Source organism: Myxosarcina sp. GI1, assembly GCF_000756305.1.
Taxonomy (GTDB): Bacteria; Cyanobacteriota; Cyanobacteriia; order Cyanobacteriales; family Xenococcaceae; genus Myxosarcina.
In genome coordinates, this window is sequence record NZ_JRFE01000025.1 from 1 (window position 1) to 22875 (window position 22875).

At 39.8% G+C, this 22875-nt stretch carries 22 protein-coding genes and 1 riboswitch; of the genes, 10 read left to right on the forward strand and 12 right to left on the reverse strand.

The genetic code is table 11. The annotated features are described in order from the left end of the window. Positions 1-371: 371 nt before the first annotated feature. Positions 372-1241 (forward strand): lipid kinase, encoded by an 870-nt coding sequence (locus tag KV40_RS19445; protein WP_036485131.1) that lies wholly within the window; start codon positions 372-374, stop codon positions 1239-1241. A gap of 72 nt (positions 1242-1313) precedes the next feature. Here KV40_RS19445 and KV40_RS19450 read toward each other — a convergent pair whose 3' ends face one another. Continuing rightward, a complete protein-coding gene (locus tag KV40_RS19450; protein WP_052055783.1) occupies positions 1314-2153 on the reverse strand; it encodes a class I SAM-dependent methyltransferase in 840 nt (279 codons plus the stop codon). Positions 2154-2324: 171 nt separating this feature from the next. Beyond that, positions 2325-2489, forward strand: a riboswitch (cyclic di-AMP (ydaO/yuaA leader). A 473-nt stretch (positions 2490-2962) separates the two neighbouring features. On the opposite strand from KV40_RS19450, the gene KV40_RS19455 reads away from it, so the two are divergent. Next, a complete protein-coding gene (locus KV40_RS19455) occupies positions 2963-5002 on the forward strand; it encodes a cation:proton antiporter (RefSeq protein WP_036485133.1) in 2040 nt (679 codons plus the stop codon). 116 nt (positions 5003-5118) lie between these two features. Here the strand turns inward: KV40_RS19455 and mrdA are convergent, their stop codons facing one another. The 4 genes from mrdA to rsmH form a co-directional block, all read right to left on the reverse strand. Next, positions 5119-6891 carry a penicillin-binding protein 2 gene (mrdA, locus tag KV40_RS19460; protein WP_036485135.1) on the reverse strand — a complete coding sequence of 591 codons (1773 nt, stop codon included), beginning with the start codon at positions 6889-6891 and terminating at the stop codon, positions 5119-5121. A 99-nt stretch (positions 6892-6990) separates the two neighbouring features. Further along, a complete protein-coding gene (locus KV40_RS19465; protein WP_156114096.1) occupies positions 6991-7941 on the reverse strand; it encodes a hypothetical protein in 951 nt (316 codons plus the stop codon). 106 nt (positions 7942-8047) lie between these two features. Next, positions 8048-9001, reverse strand: coding sequence for a glycosyltransferase family 9 protein (locus KV40_RS19470; protein WP_036485139.1), 954 nt, complete (start codon positions 8999-9001; stop codon positions 8048-8050). Between the two features lie 211 nt (positions 9002-9212). After that, complete coding sequence (gene rsmH, locus KV40_RS19475) at positions 9213-10073, reverse strand: 16S rRNA (cytosine(1402)-N(4))-methyltransferase RsmH (RefSeq protein ID WP_036485142.1); 861 nt, start codon at positions 10071-10073, stop codon at positions 9213-9215. Positions 10074-10261: 188 nt separating this feature from the next. Between rsmH and KV40_RS19480 the strand changes: the two genes are divergently transcribed. Continuing rightward, a complete protein-coding gene (locus tag KV40_RS19480) occupies positions 10262-10453 on the forward strand; it encodes a hypothetical protein (protein ID WP_036485146.1) in 192 nt (63 codons plus the stop codon). Between the two features lie 169 nt (positions 10454-10622). On the opposite strand, the gene KV40_RS19485 is transcribed toward KV40_RS19480, so the two are convergent. The 3 genes from KV40_RS19485 to KV40_RS19495 form a co-directional block, all read right to left on the reverse strand. Then, positions 10623-10901 (reverse strand): hypothetical protein, encoded by a 279-nt coding sequence (locus KV40_RS19485; protein WP_036485149.1) that lies wholly within the window; start codon positions 10899-10901, stop codon positions 10623-10625. A 38-nt stretch (positions 10902-10939) separates the two neighbouring features. Continuing rightward, a complete protein-coding gene (gene upp, locus KV40_RS19490) occupies positions 10940-11590 on the reverse strand; it encodes a uracil phosphoribosyltransferase (RefSeq protein WP_036485152.1) in 651 nt (216 codons plus the stop codon). A gap of 147 nt (positions 11591-11737) precedes the next feature. Then, complete coding sequence (locus tag KV40_RS19495) at positions 11738-13966, reverse strand: polysaccharide biosynthesis tyrosine autokinase (protein ID WP_052055784.1); 2229 nt, start codon at positions 13964-13966, stop codon at positions 11738-11740. Positions 13967-14149: 183 nt separating this feature from the next. Here KV40_RS19495 and KV40_RS19500 point away from each other — a divergent pair, with 183 nt between their 5' ends. The 4 genes from KV40_RS19500 (at position 14150) to psbV (ending at position 16865) form a co-directional block, all read left to right on the forward strand. Further along, a complete protein-coding gene (locus KV40_RS19500; protein ID WP_036485423.1) occupies positions 14150-14953 on the forward strand; it encodes a sirohydrochlorin chelatase in 804 nt (267 codons plus the stop codon). Further along, entirely contained in the window at positions 14950-15711 is a 762-nt protein-coding gene (gene cobA, locus KV40_RS19505) for a uroporphyrinogen-III C-methyltransferase (RefSeq protein WP_036485155.1), read from the forward strand. Before KV40_RS19500 ends, cobA begins: the two co-directional genes overlap by 4 nt. A 310-nt stretch (positions 15712-16021) precedes the next feature. Next, positions 16022-16204, forward strand: a complete 183-nt coding sequence (locus KV40_RS19510) for a hypothetical protein (protein WP_036485158.1) — start codon at positions 16022-16024, stop codon at positions 16202-16204. A gap of 169 nt (positions 16205-16373) precedes the next feature. Further along, positions 16374-16865 carry a photosystem II cytochrome c-550 gene (psbV, locus tag KV40_RS19515; RefSeq protein ID WP_036485161.1) on the forward strand — a complete coding sequence of 164 codons (492 nt, stop codon included), beginning with the start codon at positions 16374-16376 and terminating at the stop codon, positions 16863-16865. Positions 16866-17027: 162 nt separating this feature from the next. Here the strand turns inward: psbV and hemH are convergent, their stop codons facing one another. Next, positions 17028-18191, reverse strand: coding sequence for a ferrochelatase (gene hemH / locus KV40_RS19520; protein WP_036485164.1), 1164 nt, complete (start codon positions 18189-18191; stop codon positions 17028-17030). A 461-nt stretch (positions 18192-18652) separates the two neighbouring features. On the opposite strand from hemH, the gene KV40_RS19525 reads away from it, so the two are divergent. The 3 genes from KV40_RS19525 to KV40_RS19535 all read left to right on the forward strand — a co-directional run bounded on the left by KV40_RS19525 (position 18653) and on the right by KV40_RS19535 (position 20858). Further along, the gene (locus KV40_RS19525; RefSeq protein WP_072013860.1) at positions 18653-19210 is read left to right on the forward strand and encodes a YqeG family HAD IIIA-type phosphatase; all 558 of its coding nucleotides are present in this window, start codon (positions 18653-18655) and stop codon (positions 19208-19210) included. Between the two features lie 327 nt (positions 19211-19537). Continuing rightward, positions 19538-20002 (forward strand): hypothetical protein, encoded by a 465-nt coding sequence (locus KV40_RS19530; protein WP_253274323.1) that lies wholly within the window; start codon positions 19538-19540, stop codon positions 20000-20002. A 97-nt stretch (positions 20003-20099) separates the two neighbouring features. After that, positions 20100-20858 (forward strand): SDR family NAD(P)-dependent oxidoreductase, encoded by a 759-nt coding sequence (locus KV40_RS19535; protein WP_036485170.1) that lies wholly within the window; start codon positions 20100-20102, stop codon positions 20856-20858. A gap of 272 nt (positions 20859-21130) precedes the next feature. On the opposite strand, the gene nuoK is transcribed toward KV40_RS19535, so the two are convergent. The 3 genes from nuoK to ndhI all read right to left on the reverse strand — a co-directional run bounded on the left by nuoK (position 21131) and on the right by ndhI (position 22862). Next, complete coding sequence (gene nuoK / locus KV40_RS19540; protein WP_036485173.1) at positions 21131-21436, reverse strand: NADH-quinone oxidoreductase subunit NuoK; 306 nt, start codon at positions 21434-21436, stop codon at positions 21131-21133. Positions 21437-21493: 57 nt separating this feature from the next. Then, positions 21494-22117, reverse strand: coding sequence for an NADH-quinone oxidoreductase subunit J (locus KV40_RS19545; protein WP_036485176.1), 624 nt, complete (start codon positions 22115-22117; stop codon positions 21494-21496). Between the two features lie 118 nt (positions 22118-22235). Next, positions 22236-22862, reverse strand: a complete 627-nt coding sequence (gene ndhI / locus KV40_RS19550; protein WP_036485177.1) for an NAD(P)H-quinone oxidoreductase subunit I — start codon at positions 22860-22862, stop codon at positions 22236-22238. Positions 22863-22875 lie beyond the last annotated feature (13 nt).

Sequence of the window (22875 nt, forward strand, 5' to 3'; positions counted from 1 at the left end):
CGTTTTTTTTTGCTGAGTATAACTATGAAGTTTATCTAATACTTATTGTATTTATACGAAGATTGAAGTACGGTTTTGGTTTGGAACAAAGGGTTACATGTAAAAACGGTGTTTAAAAATAATGACAAGTTGCGATCGCGCTATTGCCGAGCTTTGGTATGAAAGCAATCGCCATTAAAATCTTGAATCTATGTTGGTTTGGTTGAATATTTTGGCTTACAGTTAATATCAATCGTATTTCTTTACAACTAACATGACCTTTGGCGGAACTATTATTGCTTATATTGCTTAGTTTTCTTCCCTACTATTCTGAAAAGATATCGAGCAAAAAAGCTAAAATTTAAGTAATTCTATTTTAAATCAATACAAAAATGAGCAAACGGGCATTATTATCAATTAATTCTCATGCCCGCAACGGTAAAAATAGTTTGAAAGAAGCTGTTGCCGCTTTGGAAAATTCAAATTTTGAATTAGTTGTCGAACCCGATCTCAAACCAGATGAATTAGCTAAATTAATCGTTCGACAACAACACCAGCTAGACATAGTAATTATTGGTGGTGGAGATGGTACTCTCAATGCCGTAGCTGCAAGTTTGGTAAAGACTGAACTGCCTTTGGGAATAATCCCTTTGGGAACAGCTAACGATCTCGCTCGCACTTTAAAAATTCCCGAATCGATCGCCGAAGCTGTCAAAATAATTGCCGATGGCAAACTTCAATACATCGATTTGGGTTGCGTAAACGATAAATATTTTTTCAATGTGGCGAGTTTGGGTTTGAGTGTCAAAATTACTCAAAACCTTTCTAAAGGTGCCAAACGTCGTTGGGGTATCTTTGCTTATCTTTTTACTGCTTTTAAAGTAATTATTAAAGTTCGTCCTTTTAGAGCAGAAGTTCGCTACGACGATCGCTCTTTCAAGATTAAAACTCTTCAAATTGCCATTGGTAATGGACGCTATTATGGTGGAGGTATGTCTATTGCTGAAGATGCGGCAATCGACGATGAACTTTTAAATTTATACAGTTTAGAGATTAAGCATTGGTGGCAAATCTTACCGATAATTTTTAAGTTACGTGGCGGGGAAAATCAAGGGCTTTCTGGGGTCAGAACGTATCGAGGCAAAAAAATAGAAGTATACACTCGTCACCCTCAAACAATTAATACTGATGGGGAATTGACTACTGCTACTCCAGCTACTTTTCGCGTGATTCCCAAGGCAATTGCGGTATTTGTTCCCTAAAAAAGCGATCGCTAGTATAGAGCAATCGCGTCTTTGTATGGTAGACGAACAATAATTAAAGAATAACAAACTCTACATTTTTCTAGCTATATGCCATGCTATTAGATTAGAAAGCTGTAAAGATTCGCCGCACTTTTGCTGCAATAATTCTCTAATGCCAGCAAATAGCAATTCTCTATTCCGAGCTTCTAGCATGATATAAGGTGACAGAGTACTAAGCATAGTTATGTAATCGTCAAGACTATAGGTAACTTCACGAATTAGCCAATCGGATTGTAGATCGTGATAATAACCAGAATCAATTACTGTTTCTGCAATTTGGTTGAGATTGTGCTGATGACTAGTAATCGAGCGATATTCTATTGCTGGTGCATGAGTTTGATAAATTTCTTGTAGAGACTGATAGATATCAAAATCGAGTTGTGGTGGTGTATTCCAGAGTAAGATTAAAGAACCATCATCTTTTAAAGCCGCAGCGGTTTTTCGATATTTGATTTCTGGATCGAGCCAGTGAAAAGAACTAGCTGCCAGAACCGCATCAAAATTTTTACAGTTTAATTCCCAAGCTTCAAAAGTAGTATTAATAATTTCTACTTGGGGATGTTGACGACAATTTTGTCTGGCTAGCTGACAAGCTTCATAACTAGGTTCTAGACAAACCAGCGAACAGCCCAATCTAGCAAAAGGAACTGTGGCAATTCCAGGACCACAACCTAATTCTAAAACTGTCGAACTTGAAGATAGATTGGTTAGTTCGATAATGCGATCGCAAACTGCTTGTGAATAGCGCGGTCTAGTGCGATCGTAAGCATCGGCAACTTTACTATACCAGCTTTCTCTTGCTTGACGGCTATAGTTATCGGCAATCTCTCGATATATGTTAGACCAGGATTCTGATTTACCTTTGTTCATGGGCGATTGTCTAAAACCCGTTCGATCTTATCGCGATCGATTAACTCAATTCTAGATATCTAACAATTGGTAAAATTAAATATTTTTAAAAGTTTACTGGAATTGTTTCTTTATAATAAGTTAATATTTCGCTATGGCGTACTTGCTAACGAGCGAAGATTTTTATCTGAAATCGCTAGTCAGCTTAATCTAGCTAGCTTTAATCAATTTAACTTTGGCTAGAGCGGAGGAACCAATATTCGGGGCGTATTTCTTGCTTTTAGGTAATAAGACAAGAGAGGGATAGCTCTCAATCCTAGCCCTTCAGCTAACTTCGTAAGCTTTGAGAGAAGACTGAAGAGTAAACACTTGCTTGCAATGTCTGGCTCGACAGAATTCTCTACGTTAACAATAGCGATCTGTTGCGATCGCGCTGTTTTTTGAGTGGAGACATAGCAAATGAAATATTTATTTAAGGAGATTGCCTGCCAAATAACGGCGAATCGAGCTTTTAGTAATAGTAAGTATTTACCAATGAACAATTTTTCATGTACTAACCTTAAACTCAGCAGTCAAAATTCATTATTCATTGCTCATCGATAATTCCTCATTAAAAAATAATGAGTAATAAATGTCTTAATACAAGTTCGTAACGCTGTATAAATCAACTCGATTGATTATTTAGATTAGCGTTACAGATTTTTAAAAATTTGGGTTGGAAATAGCGGTGTCGCGTATCGAGTAAATGACACTAGATTTCTAAATATTCATTGCCAACGAGTAACGCTTTTAAAAATCGTGCTTAATATTTAAATCCTTTAGAAAAAACTATGGAATCATTTTCTGAGGCTATACGCGAACCAATTGTTACCTTTGCCTTGCTTCTAGCAATAATTTTACTAATACCTCCTGTTTTTGAAAAATTACGTCTGCCTGGATTGGTAGGATTGTTAGTGGCAGGGGTTGTATTTGGCTCTAGCGGTTTGGGTTTTCTCAATAGTAAATCTGAAAGTATGGTACTGCTCTCAGACATCGGTAAGATTTACCTGATGTTTGTAGCGGGGTTAGAAATCGATTTAGAACAGTTTCGCCAAACTAGAAATCGCTCCCTTGGTTTTGGAATGGCAACTTTTGCCATACCTTTAATTGCAGGAACTCTAGTCGGACGCTGCTTTGGTTTTGAATGGAATACTTCGGTATTAATTGGTTCTTTGTTGGCTTCTCATACCTTGCTAGCTTTCCCAATCGTACAGCGCCTGGGAGTGGTTAAAGATGAAGCAGTCACCGTTACTATTGGAGCGACAATTTTTACGGATATTGGTGCTTTGTTAGTGTTAGCGGTGTGTGTAGGAGTGAATGAAGGCGACTTTACCGCTTTAGATTTTGCCAGGCTATTCTTATCCCTGATTATTTATGCAGCAATAGTTTTGTTTGGTTTGGACAGTTTGGGCAAAATGTTTTTTAGCCGTACAAAACAGGGTGGAAATCAATTTCTCTTTGTCCTATTAGCTCTATTTGTCTCTTCAGTAGCTGCCGAACTAATTGGAATCGAACCAATTGTCGGTGCTTTTTTAGCAGGGTTAGCAGTTAATGATGTGATTGGCGATGGTCCAGTTAAGGAGAAAACTGAGTTTTTTGGCTCGGTGCTGTTTATTCCCATTTTCTTCGTTCAAATGGGATTATTACTCGATCTCCAAGCTTTTCAAGATATCTTTCGCTCTATAGGCATTCCTCTGTCGATTTTAGCTGCCTTAATCATTAGTAAGTTTTTGGCAGCATTTTTTGCAAAAACAATCTATCGCTATAGTTGGCAGCAGGCTATAACTATGTGGTCGCTATCATTGCCCCAGGTAGCGGCTACTTTAGCTGCGGCTTTAGTTGCATTTCAAGCACAGATTATTAACGAGCGAGTTTTTAATAGCGTTATCTTGCTGATGTTGGTAACGGCAGTAGCAGGACCGCTAATTACCACTCGCGCTGCCGAAAAGTTAACTTTTACTTCCGCTTCGGACAGCGATAGCAAATCAAAAGCCACCAATTGGTCAAATGAAATAGAACCAGTTCGTGTAGTCGTTCCCGTTTATAATCCTGAGACAGAGCGTTACTTATTGGAACTGGCATCTTTGCTGGCTAAAGAAGAAGGAGGAAAAATTTTTCCGCTGGCGATCGCGAAAGCTCAGGCTCGTCTCGACTCACCACAATTAGACAAAGCAGTAGAACGCAGTCAAACCCTGCTGACGCAGGCTAGTGAAATTGGCAAAGAACTAAGTATTGCTGTCAAACCAGAACTGCGAATTGGCTATGATGTAGCGCAGAGTATCAGTCATACCAGTCGCGAAGTCAACGCCAATTTAATTCTTTTGGGTTTTAGTACTGGAAATATGTTTCAATCTCGTTTGTTCGGTTCGATTACAGACAGCGTATTGTGGTCGGCTCACTGTTCTGTTGCTATAGCGCGCCTTTTAGATTCACCTTTAAAAATTCAACGTATTTTAGTTCCCATAGAAAATATGTCACCAGAGGGCCTGCGTCCTTTACGTTTTGCTCAAAATATAGCGGCAACTCCAGGAAAAGAAATCACTTTACTTCATGTTTGCTCGTCGGGAACTTCTAAAGAACGGAAAGCGATGCTGCACGAACGTTTACAAAAATTAGCCACTCGTTTTTCTCCCGAAACAACTGTCGATGTAAAAGTGACGGCTCAAAGTTACTATGTTATGGCAATTTTAAACGCTAGTAAAAACCAAGAACTAGTTATCTTGCGATCGCAACGTCGGCGTATTGGTGCCGATGGTTTGGCGTTGAGTGCTACTACCAAACCCCTTTTACAGGGTTTGAACTGTTCGGTAATTCTGTTGGGAGAACCTTAAAATCGCAGTAAATTAATTGGTCAAAACAGAAAAGTTAATGGCTCGTAAGTAAAAAGCAATAAATATGTATGTTTTTTACAAAAAACACAGCTTAAAGCTATTAAATTTTATTAAATTTACTTTTTAAAATACGCTTCCATAACCTGACGTACTAAAGGGGCGGCAACAGAGCCGCCACCACCACCAGAGTGTTCGGCAAAAGCCACGACTACTATTTCTGGTTTGTCGTAAGGTGCAAAACCACCAAACCAAGCATGAGCTTCTCCTGGAGGAGCTTCAGCAGTACCGCTTTTTCCTGCTGCAGGCGGTAATTCTGGGACGTTTAGCCTACCTCCCGTTCCGCTAGCTACTACCGTTCTCAAACCCGTTCTTAAAGTGGATAAAGTTTCAGGCTTCAGATTGAGACTTACTTTCTGTTGCTGGTAAGTTTGGTTGTCCGCTTGTAATAGATGTGGCTGTACTCGATAACCATTATTGGCGATTGCAGCAAACATTACCGCTACTTGTAAAGGTGTTGCTGAGGTAAACCCCTGACCGATAGACATATTTACCGTATCGCCGACAGTCCAGCCCCAGTCGTTAAAGTTACGACGCTTCCAGGCATCATCGGCAATTAAGCCAGCAGTTTCACCTTTTAGTTCGATACCTGTTTTTTTGCCAAAACCATAGAGTCGCGCCCATTTAATTAAAGTTTCGCCACCGACTCCCCGCCCAATTTGTCCGTGAAAAGTGTTACTACTCCAAGCTAGAGCGGTCACGTAACCAATCGAACCAAAGCCTGCTTTATTCCACTCGCCAAAATTTGTTCCTCCTACCGATAAATAAGGTCCCGTATGCAGAATAGTATTTGGGGGATATTTACCAGACTCCATACCTGCTGTAGCAGTAACGATTTTAAAAGTAGAGGCGGGAGGGAAACCTCGTAAAGCTAAATTTAAAAAAGGGTTGCCTTCAGCCTGTAATTCCTGCCAAATTTCGGGAGTAATGCGACTCGAAAAAATATTAGGATCGAAACTAGGATAGCTAGCCATTGCCAATACTGCCCCGTTATTAGGATCGATAGCGACAATTGCTCCTCTTTTAGTTCCCAAGGCTGCTTCGGCAGCTTTTTGGACTTTAGCATCGAGTGTCAGTGTAATATCTTTTCCCGATTTAGCAGGTTTTTCTCCTAAAAAACTTAAAACACGCCCCGCACCATCAACTTCTAGTTTTAAACCACCCCATTCCCCTCTAAGTAAATCTTCATAGGAAGCTTCTACTCCCATTTTGCCCATTACATCTCCCAGACGATAGCCTTTTGATTTTTTCACGGCTAGTTCTTCTCGATCTAGTTCTCCTGTGTAGCCAAGAACGTGAGCGGCAAGATTTTTTTGCGGATAGTAGCGTACTTTGTCGATATCGACTTCTACCCATTGTAACTGGGAGCGATATTCTTCAATCGCCGTTACTTGTGCTGGGGTAAGATGGCGAGCGATGGGAATTAAGCTGGGATAGTTGTAACCCGCACTCTCTACTCGTTGCTGTAGTTCTGCGGCAGGAATTGCCAGAATCTGAGCGAGTAATTCTTTTATTTCTTGCCAATTTTCCTGTTTTTGCGCTTTGGGCCATAAATAAGCTGAATGTGATAGACGAGTCGTAGCTAAAACTCTGCCCTTGCGGTCTAAAATGCTTCCCCTAACGGGGGGTTTGGGAACGATCCGAACTCGATTATCTTCAGCTTTGGCTAGATTGGCTTCTCCCTGCTGGAGTTGTAAAAAACTCAAACGCCAACCAATTCCTCCAAATATCAGCAGGCTAATTGCCAAAATAATTGGAATCGACTGATATTGTTTACCTACTGTAAGATTGCTTTCTCGCTCTTTTTTAGAGTAAGAACTTATAAAAGCCATAAAAATAATAAATAAAACTAAAAATTATTAATATATTTTTAATTTTACTCAATATAATTTTCGATCGTTTTTGAGTAACATAAATTATTGCTGCACGTATTATTTTTTGGTTGTTTGCAAACTCTCGCCGTTTAATTTCTCGCTAAAAAAGTCTAATAACTCGGCTAAACTACTGTCCGTACTCGTTGGCGTTAGCCGCTCTATTTCTCTAACATTTTCTAAAGTTAGATTTTTAAAAACCCGATCTTGTAAAATTTGTTTGGCGCGATCGCTAAATCCGATAATTTCTTGAGGAAAACGAGTGTATCTTTCTCTAGCCAGATCGACCATAAAGCGAGTCATGTTTAATAGTCTGATTGTGGTTATGCGCTTAGAATTGGTAGTAAGATAAGTTCCATCGCGATATAAAACTAACTCAACCAAATCGGGATTATCCTCTAACAAAATTAGCACTCCTTCTCGAAGGTAAGATTCAATTCCATCTATGCCCAAAGTGCCTAAATCTGCCAAAGCAATAATTTGGGCGACAATAGAGTTTTGTTCTGAATTATAAAGATACGGTTGATAAATCGAGTGTTTTGAAAAGCTATAGTTAGTTTTACCAGCTAGAGGATCGCGATCGCAGATGGTAGCAGCGATTGATTCTTCAATAGTTGAGAGGTCGGCACTGGTAAATCCTACCGAATAATTAACCTTTTGATTTAAATCTCGAATGTATCTAATCAGCTTGGCAGTGGTTGCCCGTTCGCTAACCCCTACAGGACGTTTTCTGGGTGAGTGAAGTTTGGTAGATTCGACAAAGTTTTGTACCATATCATGAGCGATGGCACAAAGATCTAGTAAATGCTTGCTTCTGCCGAAGTCGAAAAGATGTGTCTCTTGTTTGAGAACGGGTTCTAATGCCTGAAAAATAAAGTTAGCCCTACGTTTCACCGCTAAGGCATGAGCTACAGTATGATAGTAAAGCTGTTTTTTTGCCGTTTCTCGTTCGATTTCTGTTAAAACATACTTTTCTACCAGTCTTACTGTTTCCGCAAACGTACTTGGCATTTTTGAGTTGGCGTTTTCAACCATCAAAAACAGTGCAGCTTGAACGTCAACCAAAAGTTACAGATATTATAAAGTTGCCAGGGTGCGAAAAAATGCACCCTACATTTTAACTCTGCCACATTTGTTTGAGAACTAGTTCGGGTTCGATATCAGCTATTTTACCGCTAGGTGAGGCTATGCTAACACAGCTTTCACTAGAGTCAGGCAAATATTTAAGAGCAGCTTTATCTTTTAATAAGGCAACAGTATACGTATCTGTAGCTATAGCCAACTGCATGGGTGTACTATTAGTACACAAAATTAAATTAGCCCCAGCAATAATAGCTGCTAACTTACCTATGTCTGGTGGCGCGATCGCAATTAATTTATTGCTAGCAGACATCATTGCTGTATTCCATTCGCGATTTTCTGAAGTTTGCAGCAACACTGTAGTTAGTCCAGTCTGTTTTTGTTGGATGTTCTCGATAATTTGCTGCCATTTATCTACGGGATAAGTATCCTGAGCTTCTGAAATGGCAACATCTTCACCATAGAGCAAAATATAACCGCTATCTTTGAGATTCAAACGCTGCTGCTCTTGCTCTGCCCAATCTATATCTTCTTTGGCTACATTAATAGTTACAGGTGGGCAGGGCGCATTAATTTGCAATCCTTGCAGCAAATTATGATATTTTTGTGGCACATATAGATCGGATTGAGCAACCACAGGATGAGAAAGATAAAAATCGGAATTGCCTTGATAGCCAATCCTTCTGGGAATTCCATTGAGCCACACGACCGATTCTACAAACCATCCAGTACCCAAACTCAGGGAAACATCGTATTCGCGATCGCGGATAATTCCCAAGAGGTTGAGATAATCGGCAAGACTGCTGCGGTCTCGATAGTCGAACACTAAAACATTGTCTACATTTTTGCAGACTTGATAGGCGGCTTTAGCGCGAGGTTCGACTAAAACATCAATTACGGCTTGAGGATACTGCTGTCTCAAAGTTTCCAAGGTTGGAAAAAATAAAAGTTGATTGCCGATATCACCGGGAACGAGGGCTATTATACGCATTTTTTAACCAGAACGCCTAAACCTTACATTTTTACGCACCTTACTCCGCTTACAAAAACGCAGTATAAGTTCGCTTGGTGAACATTACCTCACCTTAAAAAAGGCAAGGCTTGCATTCACTTCGTCAATTTTAAAGGAAGATAGAACCAAACTAACTTATTTTTAAGGTAAATATCGTAAATATACGTACCATAGTTGGTGATTTTAGTCGCTATGTAATTCTGCGAGCAAATCTTAACTTAGCAGAACGGGAGCGAGGATTGTTTTTTTGTTCGGTTTCTGCCGCTACGATTGGTTTTTTTGTCAGCACTTGTAATAATTCACTGCCGCGAAAGCGATGTTTGACGATGCGGTCTTCTAAACTGTGAAAGCTAATAATGCCAATTGTTCCCCCAGGTTTAAGCCAGGTCTGCGCTCGATCGATAAAATGTTCTAATGACTGAAGTTCCTGATTGACTGCTATACGCAGTGCTTGAAAGGTACGAGTAGCAGGATGAATTTTGCCATAGCGATATTTACCAGGTACGGCACGAGTAATTGCCTCGGCTAATTCTGTTGTCGTTTGCAGAGGACGAGTACTGACAATTCGTTTGGCGATGCGACGCGAAAATCTTTCTTCTCCGTACTGATAGATCGTATCGGCGAGTGCTACTTCCGTCCAATGATTGACAATTTCTGCTGCTGTGAGAGGTTGAGCACGATCCATGCGCATATCTAGAGGCGCGCTGTGACGAAAACTAAAGCCTCTTTCTGGATTATCTAGTTGAGGGGAACTAACGCCAAGATCGGCAATAATTCCGTCAAACAAAAATTCTGGCTGGTAGTCGGCATAGTTGCCCTGCCAAAATTGCAGTCTTTGGGGATAATAGCTCGATAATCTGTGTCTGGTGGCAGCGATCGCGCTACAATCGCGGTCTATGGCTACTACTTTGACTGTAAAATCTGTATCTAAAAGAGCTTGACTGTGTCCGCCTCCGCCTACTGTTGCATCTAGATAAATACCTTCAGGAACGATTTCTAATCCAGCAATTAGCTCTCTACTCAGTACAGATTGATGATGAAAATTGGTCATTGCTATCTGCACTTAAAAAAATATAAATATATGATGTTAATCGTTTTTGAGTTAAATTTTTATAAACTTGGCGATCGAATATACCGAATAATTCTAATTTTATGGTTAAAATTATATTTAAAGGACTAATGGTATTTATAACCGCAGGCTCTTTTTATTTAATTACAGAGTTAACTTGACTTTCTTATATGGAATTAAGCCAGCATCCCAGCAAAGCTGACGATTCACCCCCTCATAGGTGGGCTGGAATATTGGGAACAACTGTAGCGGTAATCACTTTAGTATTACCTCTAGCAATGATTGCTTACTCTTCTCCCGTTAACAGTAATACGCAACCATTGCCCGCTCGAATTCAGCCTCTTCCCAGAAATTCAAATTAATTCTATGAGCTAACCACAGACCCACAGCTATTTATTGGATTAGTCAAAAAATCACTTTGGTTATACTAACTTACCAAAGTAAGTTTTGCAAGGTTTGTCGATGGCGTTTACCTTACTGATTTTTTATTAAACCTGTATTCGTAGCTGTTGGCAAAAACCCAGGATTTTGTTATTTTTCGGCAATGTTGTTATTAACAGAGCCTAACTGTTGCCGAATGTCATCAATTGCCAAATTTAGTTGAACGATTTTATCTTCCAAACCCTGGCGAGCTAGTTCGATGTTTTCTTCTGAGTTAAATTGAGCTTTTCCTTCTTGTAATACCGAATTATTATCTTGAAGGGATTGTTCTTTGCGAGTTGCCAGTATAGTTCCTAAAACTCCACCAACAACTCCTCCTACTATTGAGCCTAAAACAAACCCACTGCCAAAACTATTCCGTTGACTCATAACACTTAATATACCTATCCGAGCGAAACAACTAAACTTTAAGTACCAAAAGCGCGATCGCCTGCATCTCCCAATCCTGGAACAATATAACCGTTGCTATTAAGACCTTCATCAATAATAGCGGTATAAATTTCTAATTTGGGATAATGTTCGCTGAGTTTTCTTAAGGCTGGCGGTGCGGCAACTATAGCGACAATACGAATATTATCGGCTGTAGCTCCGCGACTGATTATTTCCTGCATTGCCATCATTATCGAACCTCCCGTAGCCAGCATTGGTTCGAGAATTAAAATTTTTGTTTCTGGTGACAACTGAGGGGGAAGTTTATTTAAGTAGCAGCTAGGTTCTAATGTTTCCTCATTACGAGCCAAACCCAAATGATAGATAGCTGCCAAAGGTAAAATATTTTGCGCTCCATCTAATAATACCAATCCCGCTCTCAAAATTGGCACTACACCTACGGGAATTTCAGGATTGATATAGGTAGCAGCGCATTCGGTAAGGGGAGTTTGTACCGTAGTTTCCAGAGTAGGCAACCAGGTGCGAGCCGCCTCATAGGTCAGCCACCGCCCTAATTCGGTCATCGCGCTTTTAAACAGTACCGACGGCGTATTGGCATCGCGGGCAACTGCTAGCCAATGCCTGATTAGAGGATGTTCGGGAACGTAGACGCGAAGTTGTAGAGTCATATAGACCTATTACTAAAGTCTGCCAAAAAAAACATTTTTCTTTCACTCTCAGCCAGTCAGGAAAAAACTCGAATAAAAGCCATCGAGACAATCGCCTTTTATTTTCCAGCCAAAATAATCTTTGAACAATAATACCTTGTTTGAGTTCTAGATTTTAACTTTACTGGCATCGGCATTATTAGTGGAGTTATTGGCATTGTTAAAATAACGCTTGCCGTATCGGGCGTGATAGGAATAGCGATCGAATTCATCGGGTTTAACGCCATTAATAACCATACCCAAAACTTTCTGTCTGGTAGATTCAAGAGTTTCTATAGCAATCTCAGCACTTTCGCGTTCGACCACTCCAGGTCTAGTAATAAAGATAATACCGTCAACTAACTTACTCAAAGTAAGTACGTCTGCAGTTACGGGTAAAGGTGGTGCATCGATTAAAATCGAATCATATTTTCTTCTGGCATTGGCTACCAAACTATCCATTTCTGGAGAATCAATCGCAGCCAGCGGATTGGAGACAATTTTTCCTGTAGTTAGTACATCTAGTTTAGTCATCGGGCGCGATACGGCACCAACTAAGTCTCTTTCTCCAGCTAGCACGTCGCGAAGACCAATTTGTCCGTCAATTCCCCAAAGCTGAGGTTGTGAAGGACGGCGTAAATCGCCATCAATCAAGAGAACTTTGCGATCGAGTTGAGCCAATGCTGCGGCTAAATTGGCAGCAACCGTCGATTTACCCTCCTCTGGTACCGAACTAGTAACTAACATTACTTTAGGAGCTTTATTGACAGTGAGAAACTTTAAGTTAGCCTGAATCATGCGATAAACTTCGCTGCTATACGAATCGGGTTCTTCGCGGACGATAATTTTGCCTCGGTCGGACAGCGTATCAATACGAGTAATGCCCAAAACATTATAGGGAAATTTTTTCTTAATTTCGCCAACGCTTTTAAGGCTGCGATCCTGCATTTCTAGCAAGATAATAGAAACATTAGCCAAAAAAGCTCCTAGAATTGCTCCGAGTGCTAACAAAGGCAAACGACCCGAACTTCCATCTTTGGGGACGCTTGCTAATTCTACTATCTCAGCATTACTACTCTGTTGAACTTCGGCTAGTTTGGCCTGCTGCAAACTGTCGAGTAAAGTAGTGTAAGTTTTAGCAGATGATTCTACTTTACGCAGTAGCTCCTGTTCTTTTTTTTCCAGACTGGGTAACTGTTTGGCTCGCTGTAAATAGTTCTGCTGGTAACTATATAAAGCACCAACCTGTCTTTGCAAACTCAGTTCTTCAATTTTTAAGCTAATAAAGGTTTCTAACTGGTTTTCTCGGAGTTCATTACCGCGAAATACACCCTGAGAAACATTTACTCCCCGTCCGACGCTTTGAGCGACTATCTCTTCTAATTGTCCGTTAAGGCTAGCTTTTTTCTCTTCTAAACTAGCGACACTGGGATGATTATCTTTGAATCTTTGGCGTTCTTTTGCTAATTGAGTTTCTGTAGTGGTTAACTGATCTAAAATACTAACGACTACAGGTGAGCTACCAAGTTGATTTATGGCGATCGCCTGTTGCAGGTCTAAACCCAACTGGCTTTGTAAAGCCGATGCCTGAGCATTTACTCCCTGTAATTCCGAACCAGTAGTCGATATTTGCTGATTGATAGCTCCTAAGTCCGATACCATGTTTCTTTTCTCTTCTTTGATATCGACAATGTTATTTTTAGTTCTAAAGCTTTCTAAATTTGATTCTGCCTGGGAAACTTTGGTTTCTACATTGGGCAGCTGTCTATCTATAAAGTTTCTAGCAGTAGCGGGTTCTGATTGATTGTTGCGAACCTGTTGTTGTAAGTAAACGTCCATTAAAGTATTAACCACGTTTGATGCTAGTTTGGGATCGGCATCTTTGTAGGTAATATCTACTACGTCGCTACCGCCAACCAGATCGATACTGAGCTTTTTCTCCAAATCTTGAGGGTCGATTGGTTCTCCTGCGTCGTCTTTAAGCTTGAGGCGATCGATTACTTGCTGTAGTACTGGTTCGGAAGTAATAACTTCTATTTGGGTACTTAACGGTGTTTGGTTGACTAACAAAGGCTCCAGGGTGCCAACTTTTTCTCCGACTACATCCGTTAGTGCCGCAGCACTATTGCGTTTGAAAAGTAATTGTCCTTCGGCTTGATAAGTCTTTCTTTGTAACACACTTAAAATAGCTGCTACACCTAAAGTAAACAAAAAAATTGCTAAAGCTGGCTTCCAACGACGCTTGACCTTTAAAAAATACTCAGATAGATTCAAATCTATAAACTCCGAAGACGATTGAGATTGACTAGCGGCAGAAGTATTCTTTATATTGGACTTTTGGAAATTATTGCTTAACATAGATCGACAAATTTAGAACTATTAAATATTTTAGTTTTCGAGCGCAGTATCTAAGTATTTATACTGTCAATTTTGTTTATATCATTGAATACTAAAAGGCAGAGTTCAAATAGCTATAATCTGAACAATAGTCGGCAAACTTTACAACTACTTCATTAATAATTAGTTTTTTTGAATAATTTCTTGACTTCGACTTCTGCTTACTTATTGGTATTTCACGGTAGCCGCGATTCTGGTTCGCTCTTGGCGGCTTCTCAATTAGCTGGATTAATTCTCAAGCAATTAGAATTAAAAATTATCTTAGCTCAGAGAAGCAATTTATCACCACAGTTATCTTCAAAAGCCGCTCGAATTGTAACTATCAATTCGAGTGATTTCACACCTCTAGTAGATATTGCCGCTCTGGAATTAGCTAGTCTACCCCTACATCAAAACATTGTTAGATTTGCTAAAATAGCTTGCCAGCAAGGCTACAAACAAATAAAACTTTTGCCTTTATTTTTAGGAGCAGGCGTTCATGTTAGAGAAGATATTCCCTTAGAGATAGATAAAGCCAAACAAATTATTGCTGAAGCAATACCAATTGAATTATCCACATATTTAGGTAATTATTCGGCAATGTCGCGTTTGTTAGCTAATAAATTCAGGCAGTTATCTGGGGAAGAACGAATTTTACTGGCTCATGGCAGTCGCTCTAAGAATAGTAATAGCTCAATTCAAAGTCTGGCGACTCAACTACAAGCGGAGGCAGCATATTGGTCTGTTACACCCCACTTGAGCGATCGCATTTGGAGTTCGGTCGCCAGAGGCAAACTAAAAATTGCCATCTTGCCGTACTTTTTGTTTGCAGGAAAAATATTTGAGGCGATTTCTACAGAAGTAGAACGGTTACGCACTCTTTTTCCCCAAGCAACTTTAATTCTGGGAGAGCCCTTGGGAGCAACATCAGAATTAGCTGCTCTAATCGTAGAGGAGATGACCCAATGAATCAAAAAAAATCTTATCCTGGCAAGGTTTATTTAGTAGGAGCGGGTCCTGGAGATCCTGGTTTGATGACTGTTAAGGGCAAAACTCTGTTAGAACATGCCGATGTAGTTGTTTACGATGCTTTGGTAAGTCCAGCAATTTTACAAACGATTTCTCCTCGAGCGGAAAAAATTAATGCTGGCAAACGTCGGGGTCGTCATTCCAAACTTCAGTCTGAAACTACCGAACTACTCATAGAAAAGGCAAAAACTAATGCAGTTATCGTCAGACTAAAAGGGGGAGATCCATTTGTGTTTGGGCGTGGTGGCGAAGAAATGATAGACCTAGTAAGGTCTGGAATTGCAGTAGAGGTGGTTCCAGGGATTACTTCTGGTATTGCCGCTCCTGCCTATGCAGGAATTCCCGTAACTCATCGGCTATACAATTCTTCGGTTACTTTTGTAACGGGACACGAAACTACAGAAAAATATCGCCCACAAGTAAACTGGCAGGCGATCGCCATGGGTTCGGAAACTATTGTAATTTATATGGGAGTGCATCATCTATCTAAAATTATTCCGCAATTAGTAGCTGGCGGCATGAGTTTAGATACTCCTATAGCTATGATTCGTTGGGGAACTCGTCCAGAGCAAACACAATTAGTTGGTACTTTAGAAACAATTGTCGCTCAAATGACAGCAGAAAAATTTGAAGCTCCTGCAATTGCTATTATTGGCAAAGTTGTTAACGTGCCTTCTTTAATCGCACCATATTTATAAAAAAAGCTAAATATATTAACCCTTACTTATCTTTAAAGCCATTGGTAGGGTCGAGGGAGAGTATAGTATGACCTCTCGCCCCTGTTAATAGCTATGAAGGTTTGTTGTTCAATTGTGGCTATTGAATGGCATGATATTTATGATGAGGTGGGTTTTTAGAAAAAAATTTAACAAAATTTAGTATAATACATAATTACTAAATTATGCTCGCCAAGCGAGCAAACGCTAGCCCAATCTCAATTTAAGGGATAATAGTTGAAGATTATTGAATCTTCTTAATGAACATAAATTTCGACTATATTTACAGCCAATGGGTTTTGCCGATTTATCTATCAGTGAAATAGCAGCAGAGTACGATCTCCCAGTGGAGAAAGTTTTTGCTCTCTGCGACTGCCTAAATATCGCCTATAAAAACGAACGGACTTATCTAGCATTAGAAGATGCTAAAGCAGTTATTACTTCAATTCTCGCCGAGCGAGATAATTTGAATTAATAGCTTGCCGACTATAAGTTTCAATTGGGGGATCGATAAAGCAAAGCATAGATCGTTATTTTTTATCGAGTCATTGAGGTCGAATTCAATAACTGACAACTAACCAAATACTCGTGAGTGGCAAAGTTTGACTTTACGCCGCAGCGAGCCAAAATTTTTAAGGAGAACAATGTTGAAGCGATTATTATTTGCTGTTGTAGCAACCATATTTTTTGTCATTCAATTTAACATCAATAGTGCCAATGCTGTCGAATTAGACAAAGAAATACGCACGGTCAAACTAAACGAACAGGGTGACGAAATAGTTCTTACTAATAAACAGGTCAAGGAAGGTCAAGATTTGTTTGTTAGTAGCTGTACTTACTGTCATAAAGCGGGAAACACCAAAACTAATCCCAACATCAACTTGGGAGCGGATGCTTTGGCTAATGCCGAACCACCGAGAGACAATATTCAAGGTATTGTAGATTATTTAAAACATCCTACTACTTATGACGGAGAACAAGATATTTTTGAATTTCATCCTAATACTACTCGCTCCGACCTTTACCCCATTATGCGTAACCTCACCGACGAAGATTTAGAAGCGATCGCAGGACATATTCTGATTCAGCCAGATGTTCGAGGTGAAGCCTGGGGAGGTGGAAAAGCCTACTTCTAAACTAATGGTTCGAGATCTTCTCTAAAGTGGAGAAGTCTCGAACTAAACAACTGAATTAGTTTAATCAATCGTTTGGAAGTGCTAAAAATAAACAAATAAATGTGTGGGAATTTGGTCTAAATCGCGACTAAATTCCCTTTTTGGGTTTTAAAAACGCGATTTTTAAAGTATACCTACCAAATGCAAAGGTCCATTACCGCTAATCAATTCGATAATTAAAGCCATAAATCCCAGCATCGCCAAACGTCCGTTCCAAACTTCAGCCGCAGTAGTCATACCCCACTGCCATTTTTCTTGAGGGTACATTTTCATGTTTTTGGCAGGATGAATAATTTCGGCAAAAGTTTGCGAGGAAGAATTTAATGATTCAATAACCAAGTTGGCAAGAGAATTAATAAAGCCAGGATGGACGTTTAATGCCGGAACGCGCTGAAAGTTGGTAATTCCTGCTTCTTCCGCTATTTCTCGATATTCAATATCGATTTCTTGTAAAGTTTCTATGTGTTCGGAAACGAAACTAATTGGTACTACTAGTAAATCTTCAACACCTCGATCGCCTAGTTCTTGCAAAGCTTCTTCCGTGTAGGGCTTAAGCCATTCTACGGGACCAACTCGGCTTTGATAGGCTAAAGTATGTTCGTTGGGGCGATTGAGAGTCTGCACGATTAAACGAGCGCATTCTTCAATTTCTTGCTGATAGGGATCTCCTGCTTCTTCCACATAACTAACGGGAACTCCATGGGCGCTAAAAAAGATATGCACGTCATTAGGGCGATCGAATTTATCCAATTCTCCAGCAATTAAATCTGCCATTGCCTGTAAATAACCAGGAAGATCGTACCAGGAAGTAATCACCGTGTATTCAATCTGCTGTAAGGCTTTGTCAGTTGCCCACATCTCTTCTAATAGGCGAAAGCTAGAGCCACTCGTGCTGATTGAGAATTGAGGATATAGAGGTAATACAACTAGTTTCTCAATTCCGTCATCTTTAATACGTGAAATTGCTTCTTCGGTAAATGGATGCCAGTAGCGCATGCCAATGTAAATTTTGGCTTCTCTACCTAGTTCTTTAAGTTTGGCTTCTAAAGCTTGTCCTTGAGCTTCTGTGATCTTTCTTAAAGGTGAACCACCGCCAATATCCAAATAATTTGCCTGAGATTTTTTGGCTCTCAAAGTAGAAATTAGCCATGCTAAAGGCTTTTGTAGAGCTTTTACTGGCAGCCGAATTATTTCCGGATCGGAAAACAGATTGTACAAGAAAGGACGGACATCTTTAATTTTATCGGGTCCGCCAAGATTGAGTAGTAAAACTCCAACACGACCCATAGCTTTGATATTCTATATAAATTTTCACATTATTTACTAATTTTAACAATATATCTTTTCTTGAGTTTCCATCGCTCGTAATATACAGAACTTAATTATCTTTTACTATAAACCTTAAAAACGATAAACCTTATCGCCACAGGCTTTGAAATGAATTTTTGCTGAGATAGCAAAACTGTCTACTCAGCAATATTATGAAATAGCAATCGATTAAAAATAACTATAAGTCACTTAGTAAAACCAAAAAACAAGGATTTGAGAGAATAGGCAACAGAAAACAAGAAATAGAAAATATAGTAAATATAGGTTTACAGACGTTTTCTGGGTTCTGGATGCGTAAGTTTTAGTAACTTAACTCGTTGGAAAACCGATCGCACTATGTTAAAACTTGGATAATAGTTGTCACAATTGCCTTAAACCGCACAATCAATCATTATTGTGTCTTTATATCTATAAAAAATATATATTCGATCGTGTTTAAAACAAATTTGTTACAGCCTGATTTAATTCTTAGTGGAACGATTGTCGAGCTAAATCCTCAAGTTTTTCAAGACAATCAAATTAAAGGTTTAATTTTAGATGTGGATGAAACTTTGGTTTCCTATCAAAATCATACAGTTTCTGCCGATTTACAGCAGTGGATAGCCGAAGTCAGACAAATGGTACCTATCTGGCTAGTAAGTAACAATATCAGTGAAGGTCGTATCGGTAATATTGCTCGCTCGCTAGAACTTCCATATATTTCGGGCGCGCGAAAACCTTCTCGACGCAAACTAAGACAAGCCGCAAGGGAGATGGACTTGCCTGTAGAAAGAGTGGCAATGATTGGCGATCGCTTGTTTACCGATGTGCTTGCGGGCAATCGTTTGGGAATGTTTACTATTTTAGTTAGTCCGATGAGTAGTTTGACATCTCTGTCTCACAACTTTTCAATTCACAATTTGGAAGCCTGGCTTTCACAACTGTTAGGAGTATCTCTAGCAGCTACGCAACATAACTCAAACAAAATTAATCCTTAATAACAAAACAAAAAATAAAAAAAATATTACGAAATTAAAGTTAACTGTCAAAATCTGGGATTATAATTTTAGTTTTAAATGGGGTCAGCCTTTATAAAGACCCTAAATATAGTGAAATATCTAAGTTATCGAGCGTTACATCATGAATTCGGTGTAACGCTTTGATAATCTGACTTAAATTTGAAGAACATTGGTAAAATAAATTTAATATTTTGTTGGCGATCGCTAACAACTGGCTCGAACTTGTAATAATTAGCAAACGTTTGGCAAAATGTACCAAAATTCAGTTTGCTTGAGATGTAAGATAAAGTCCACTTTTATTACTTAATGAAAAGCGCGAGCAATCGAGTAACAAAAAATATATTTAGCTGGCTGGGAAAACTTTACTGGGCAGTAATTATTTTATTACTGCTCAATAGCTGCGGTTACTTAGCTCCGCCCAAAGAACTCGCACCAGGGGGAGAAATAATTAAACAGGCACTCGCTTTTGAATTAGAGACAACCGAAGCTACTCTATCACGGCAACTAGATTTGGCATCTCCTAAAATTGAAATCGATAATATTCGCATTAAAAAGCTACAGCCGTTATATATAGCAAAATTACCGACATATCACCTGCAAGGAAAATACAATTTTCTACTCAAGTTGTCGCGCCGTCAGATAGAACGCAAAGATAATGATTTTGATGTTTATTTACAGCGACAGGCAGAGGGAAAAACCTGGCGACTGTTGAAAAAAGATAAACAAAAAAGTCAAGAATGGTCGAGTTATGCGATCGCTACCTATGAATAAGGCGTTGGGGCAAGGCATTGCCTTGCTCCTACTTACAAATAAAATTTATCGATGTTCGATATTAATTAATAATAAAAAATAATGGAATCAGGAGTGAGTGTCAGAAAATATTAATAATGCGTTGATAGTAGGGGCGAGTCAGGGAATTGGTCTGGGTTTCGTTCGCGCCTTACTACAAAATGAGAAAATTAGCAATATCTATGCTACCTATCGCCGCGAAGCATCGGCAAACGAATTAATAGCACTCAGCCACAAACATCCCCAGCAACTGTTTGTCTTGCAAGTTGATGTTACGGATGAATCTCAGATAGCCGCCGCAGTTCGACAGATTGGCACGTCTGCAAGTAAACTGCACCTGGTTATTTATTGCGTGGGAGTCTTACACGAAGGACAATTAGCACCAGAAAAAAGCCTCATACAGATAGATTCGGATAACTTACTTTATTACTTTCAGGTCAATAGCATTGGTGCGGTGCTGTTTGCCAAATATCTGCTGCCTTTGTTGCGCCATAGCGATCGCAACATTTTTGCCAGTATTTCTGCTAAAGTCGGCAGCATTGGGGATAATCGTCTGGGTGGCTGGTATGGTTATCGTGCTTCTAAAGCGGCTTTAAATATGCTATTGCGCACTGCCGCGATTGAATATAGTCGGAAATGTCCGCAAACAATTGTTGTCGCATTGCATCCAGGCACGACCGATACTAGACTTTCTCTACCTTTCCAAAAAAATGTTCCACCAGAACAACTGTTTTCTGTGGAACATACGGTTAATTTACTATTAAGTGTAATTGAAGGTCTAAAGATTAAAGACAGCGGCAATTTTTTTTCCTGGGATGGTACTGTTTTACCTTGGTAGCGCGAGCGGAAAATTAAAAAGATTAGATGACAGATGACAGTGAGATAAATAAAGTCTGAAGTCTCAAGGCAAAAATCTAAAGTTTTTCTCGCTTACTTGAGAATTCAGATGCAGAGCCTATTGGCTCAGAGCTTCGCTAGACGCGACTTGCGGCGCAGGGGCTATCGCTCCAAGATGAGAAGCATCGCATTGCGCATTCGCGTTGCCCGCTGCGACTTTAGACTTTTAAAAACCCTTCTGCCTTCTGCCTTACAGCTTCTGCCTCCGTTTGACTACCACTTGAGCAAATTAAACTGTTCCATATCGATAGTTTGGCGATTGCGGTAAATAGCTAAGACAATTGCTAAGCCTACTGCTGCTTCTGCCGCAGCAACGGTAATGACAAAAACGGTAAATACTTGTCCTTTAATCGCACTAGGGTCTAAAAAGTTGGAAAAGCCCATCAAATTGAGATTGACTGCGTTGAGCATTAACTCGATAGACATTAACACTCTAACAGCGTTGCGGCTGCTAATCAGACCATAAATACCGATACAAAACAATGCCGCAGCTAACAATAAAAAATATTCCATCTGCATTGCTCTTACTCCTTAAATTTTAGTGATGATAATTTTTCTAAATTGCTGAGGCTCGATCTATTCGCCCTCATTTGGGGGGCGATCGCCAGAAGCAACTAATTCGCGAGGACGCTCTGGCAAAGTCAAACTTGTAGAAACAATTTCCTGCATCGATACCACATCGGGAATAAGATCGCGACGAGCGAGAATAATCGCTCCTACCATTGCCATCAACAACAAAACGGAAGCTAGTTCAAACGGCAACAAATAATCGCTGAAAAAGTGTTCGCCGATAGCCACAATAGTATTATCTACTACGGCAGGGGAGGTAGTAGAGAGCGACCAGGGCGTTACTAAAATCATCGTTCCTAAAAGTGCGAACAGACCCAGGCAAACTGCGCCAGTGGCTAGTTTGCGAATCCAGCGACCTGGAATTTCAGAAAAGACTTCCTGCTTGTTAACCAACATAATGGCAAACAAAATTAGCACATTGACCGCACCGACATAAATTAAAATTTGGGCGGCAGCAACAAAGTCAGCATTAAGTAAAATGTAAAAACCAGAAATGCTGAGAAAAACCCCTGCCAGTAAAAAAGCTGAGTGAACGATATTAGACAATAAGACTACTCCTAAAGCTGCACCCAACATCATCACGGCTAAAATACCAAAAGAAACTATTTGAACTCCTTCGGCTAAATTCACGCTTGTTCTCCTTTGTTTGTTTGTAGTTTTTCGCTTGATACGGCGAGTTTGTAGCGATCGAGCCAAACACGAGGACTAAACGAGCGCAATCTCATGTTTTATTCTCGATCTTTTTTGTTTACTCGCCTTTTGCTTCTGCTGTTTCTTTTTCTTTTGGTTTGGCAGCTTCAATTTCTTGCTGAATATCTTCAGGTCGTCTGCCAGCCCGTTGTGAACCAGCAGGTAATTGATGGGGTTCGATTATGCCTTTAGGAAGGTAAGCCAGTTCCCGTAAAGGAGTAACCATCGGATCTTGAGTGACCTTATAGGGCAAACGTCCTAATGCTACATTATCGTAATTAAGTTCGTGGCGATCGTAAGCAGCCATTTCGTACTCTTCCGTCATTGAGAGGCAGTTTGTCGGGCAGTACTCTACGCAGTTACCACAGAAAATGCAAACCCCAAAGTCGATACTGTAGTGTTTGAGATTTTTTTTCTTTGCCTGTTTGTTAAATTCCCAATCAACTACAGGTAAGTTAATCGGACAGACACGTACGCAAACTTCGCAAGCGATACATTTATCAAATTCAAAATGAATTCTACCGCGATAGCGTTCGGAAGGGATAAGTTTTTCGTAAGGATATTGAACGGTAACGGGACGACGCTGCATGTGGTCGAAGGTAACAGATAGCCCTTGTCCGATATATTTTGCTGCTTGCCAACTTTCTTGGGCGTAATCTCGAACTTGTTTGAGAATGTTAAACATAATAATTTTGAAT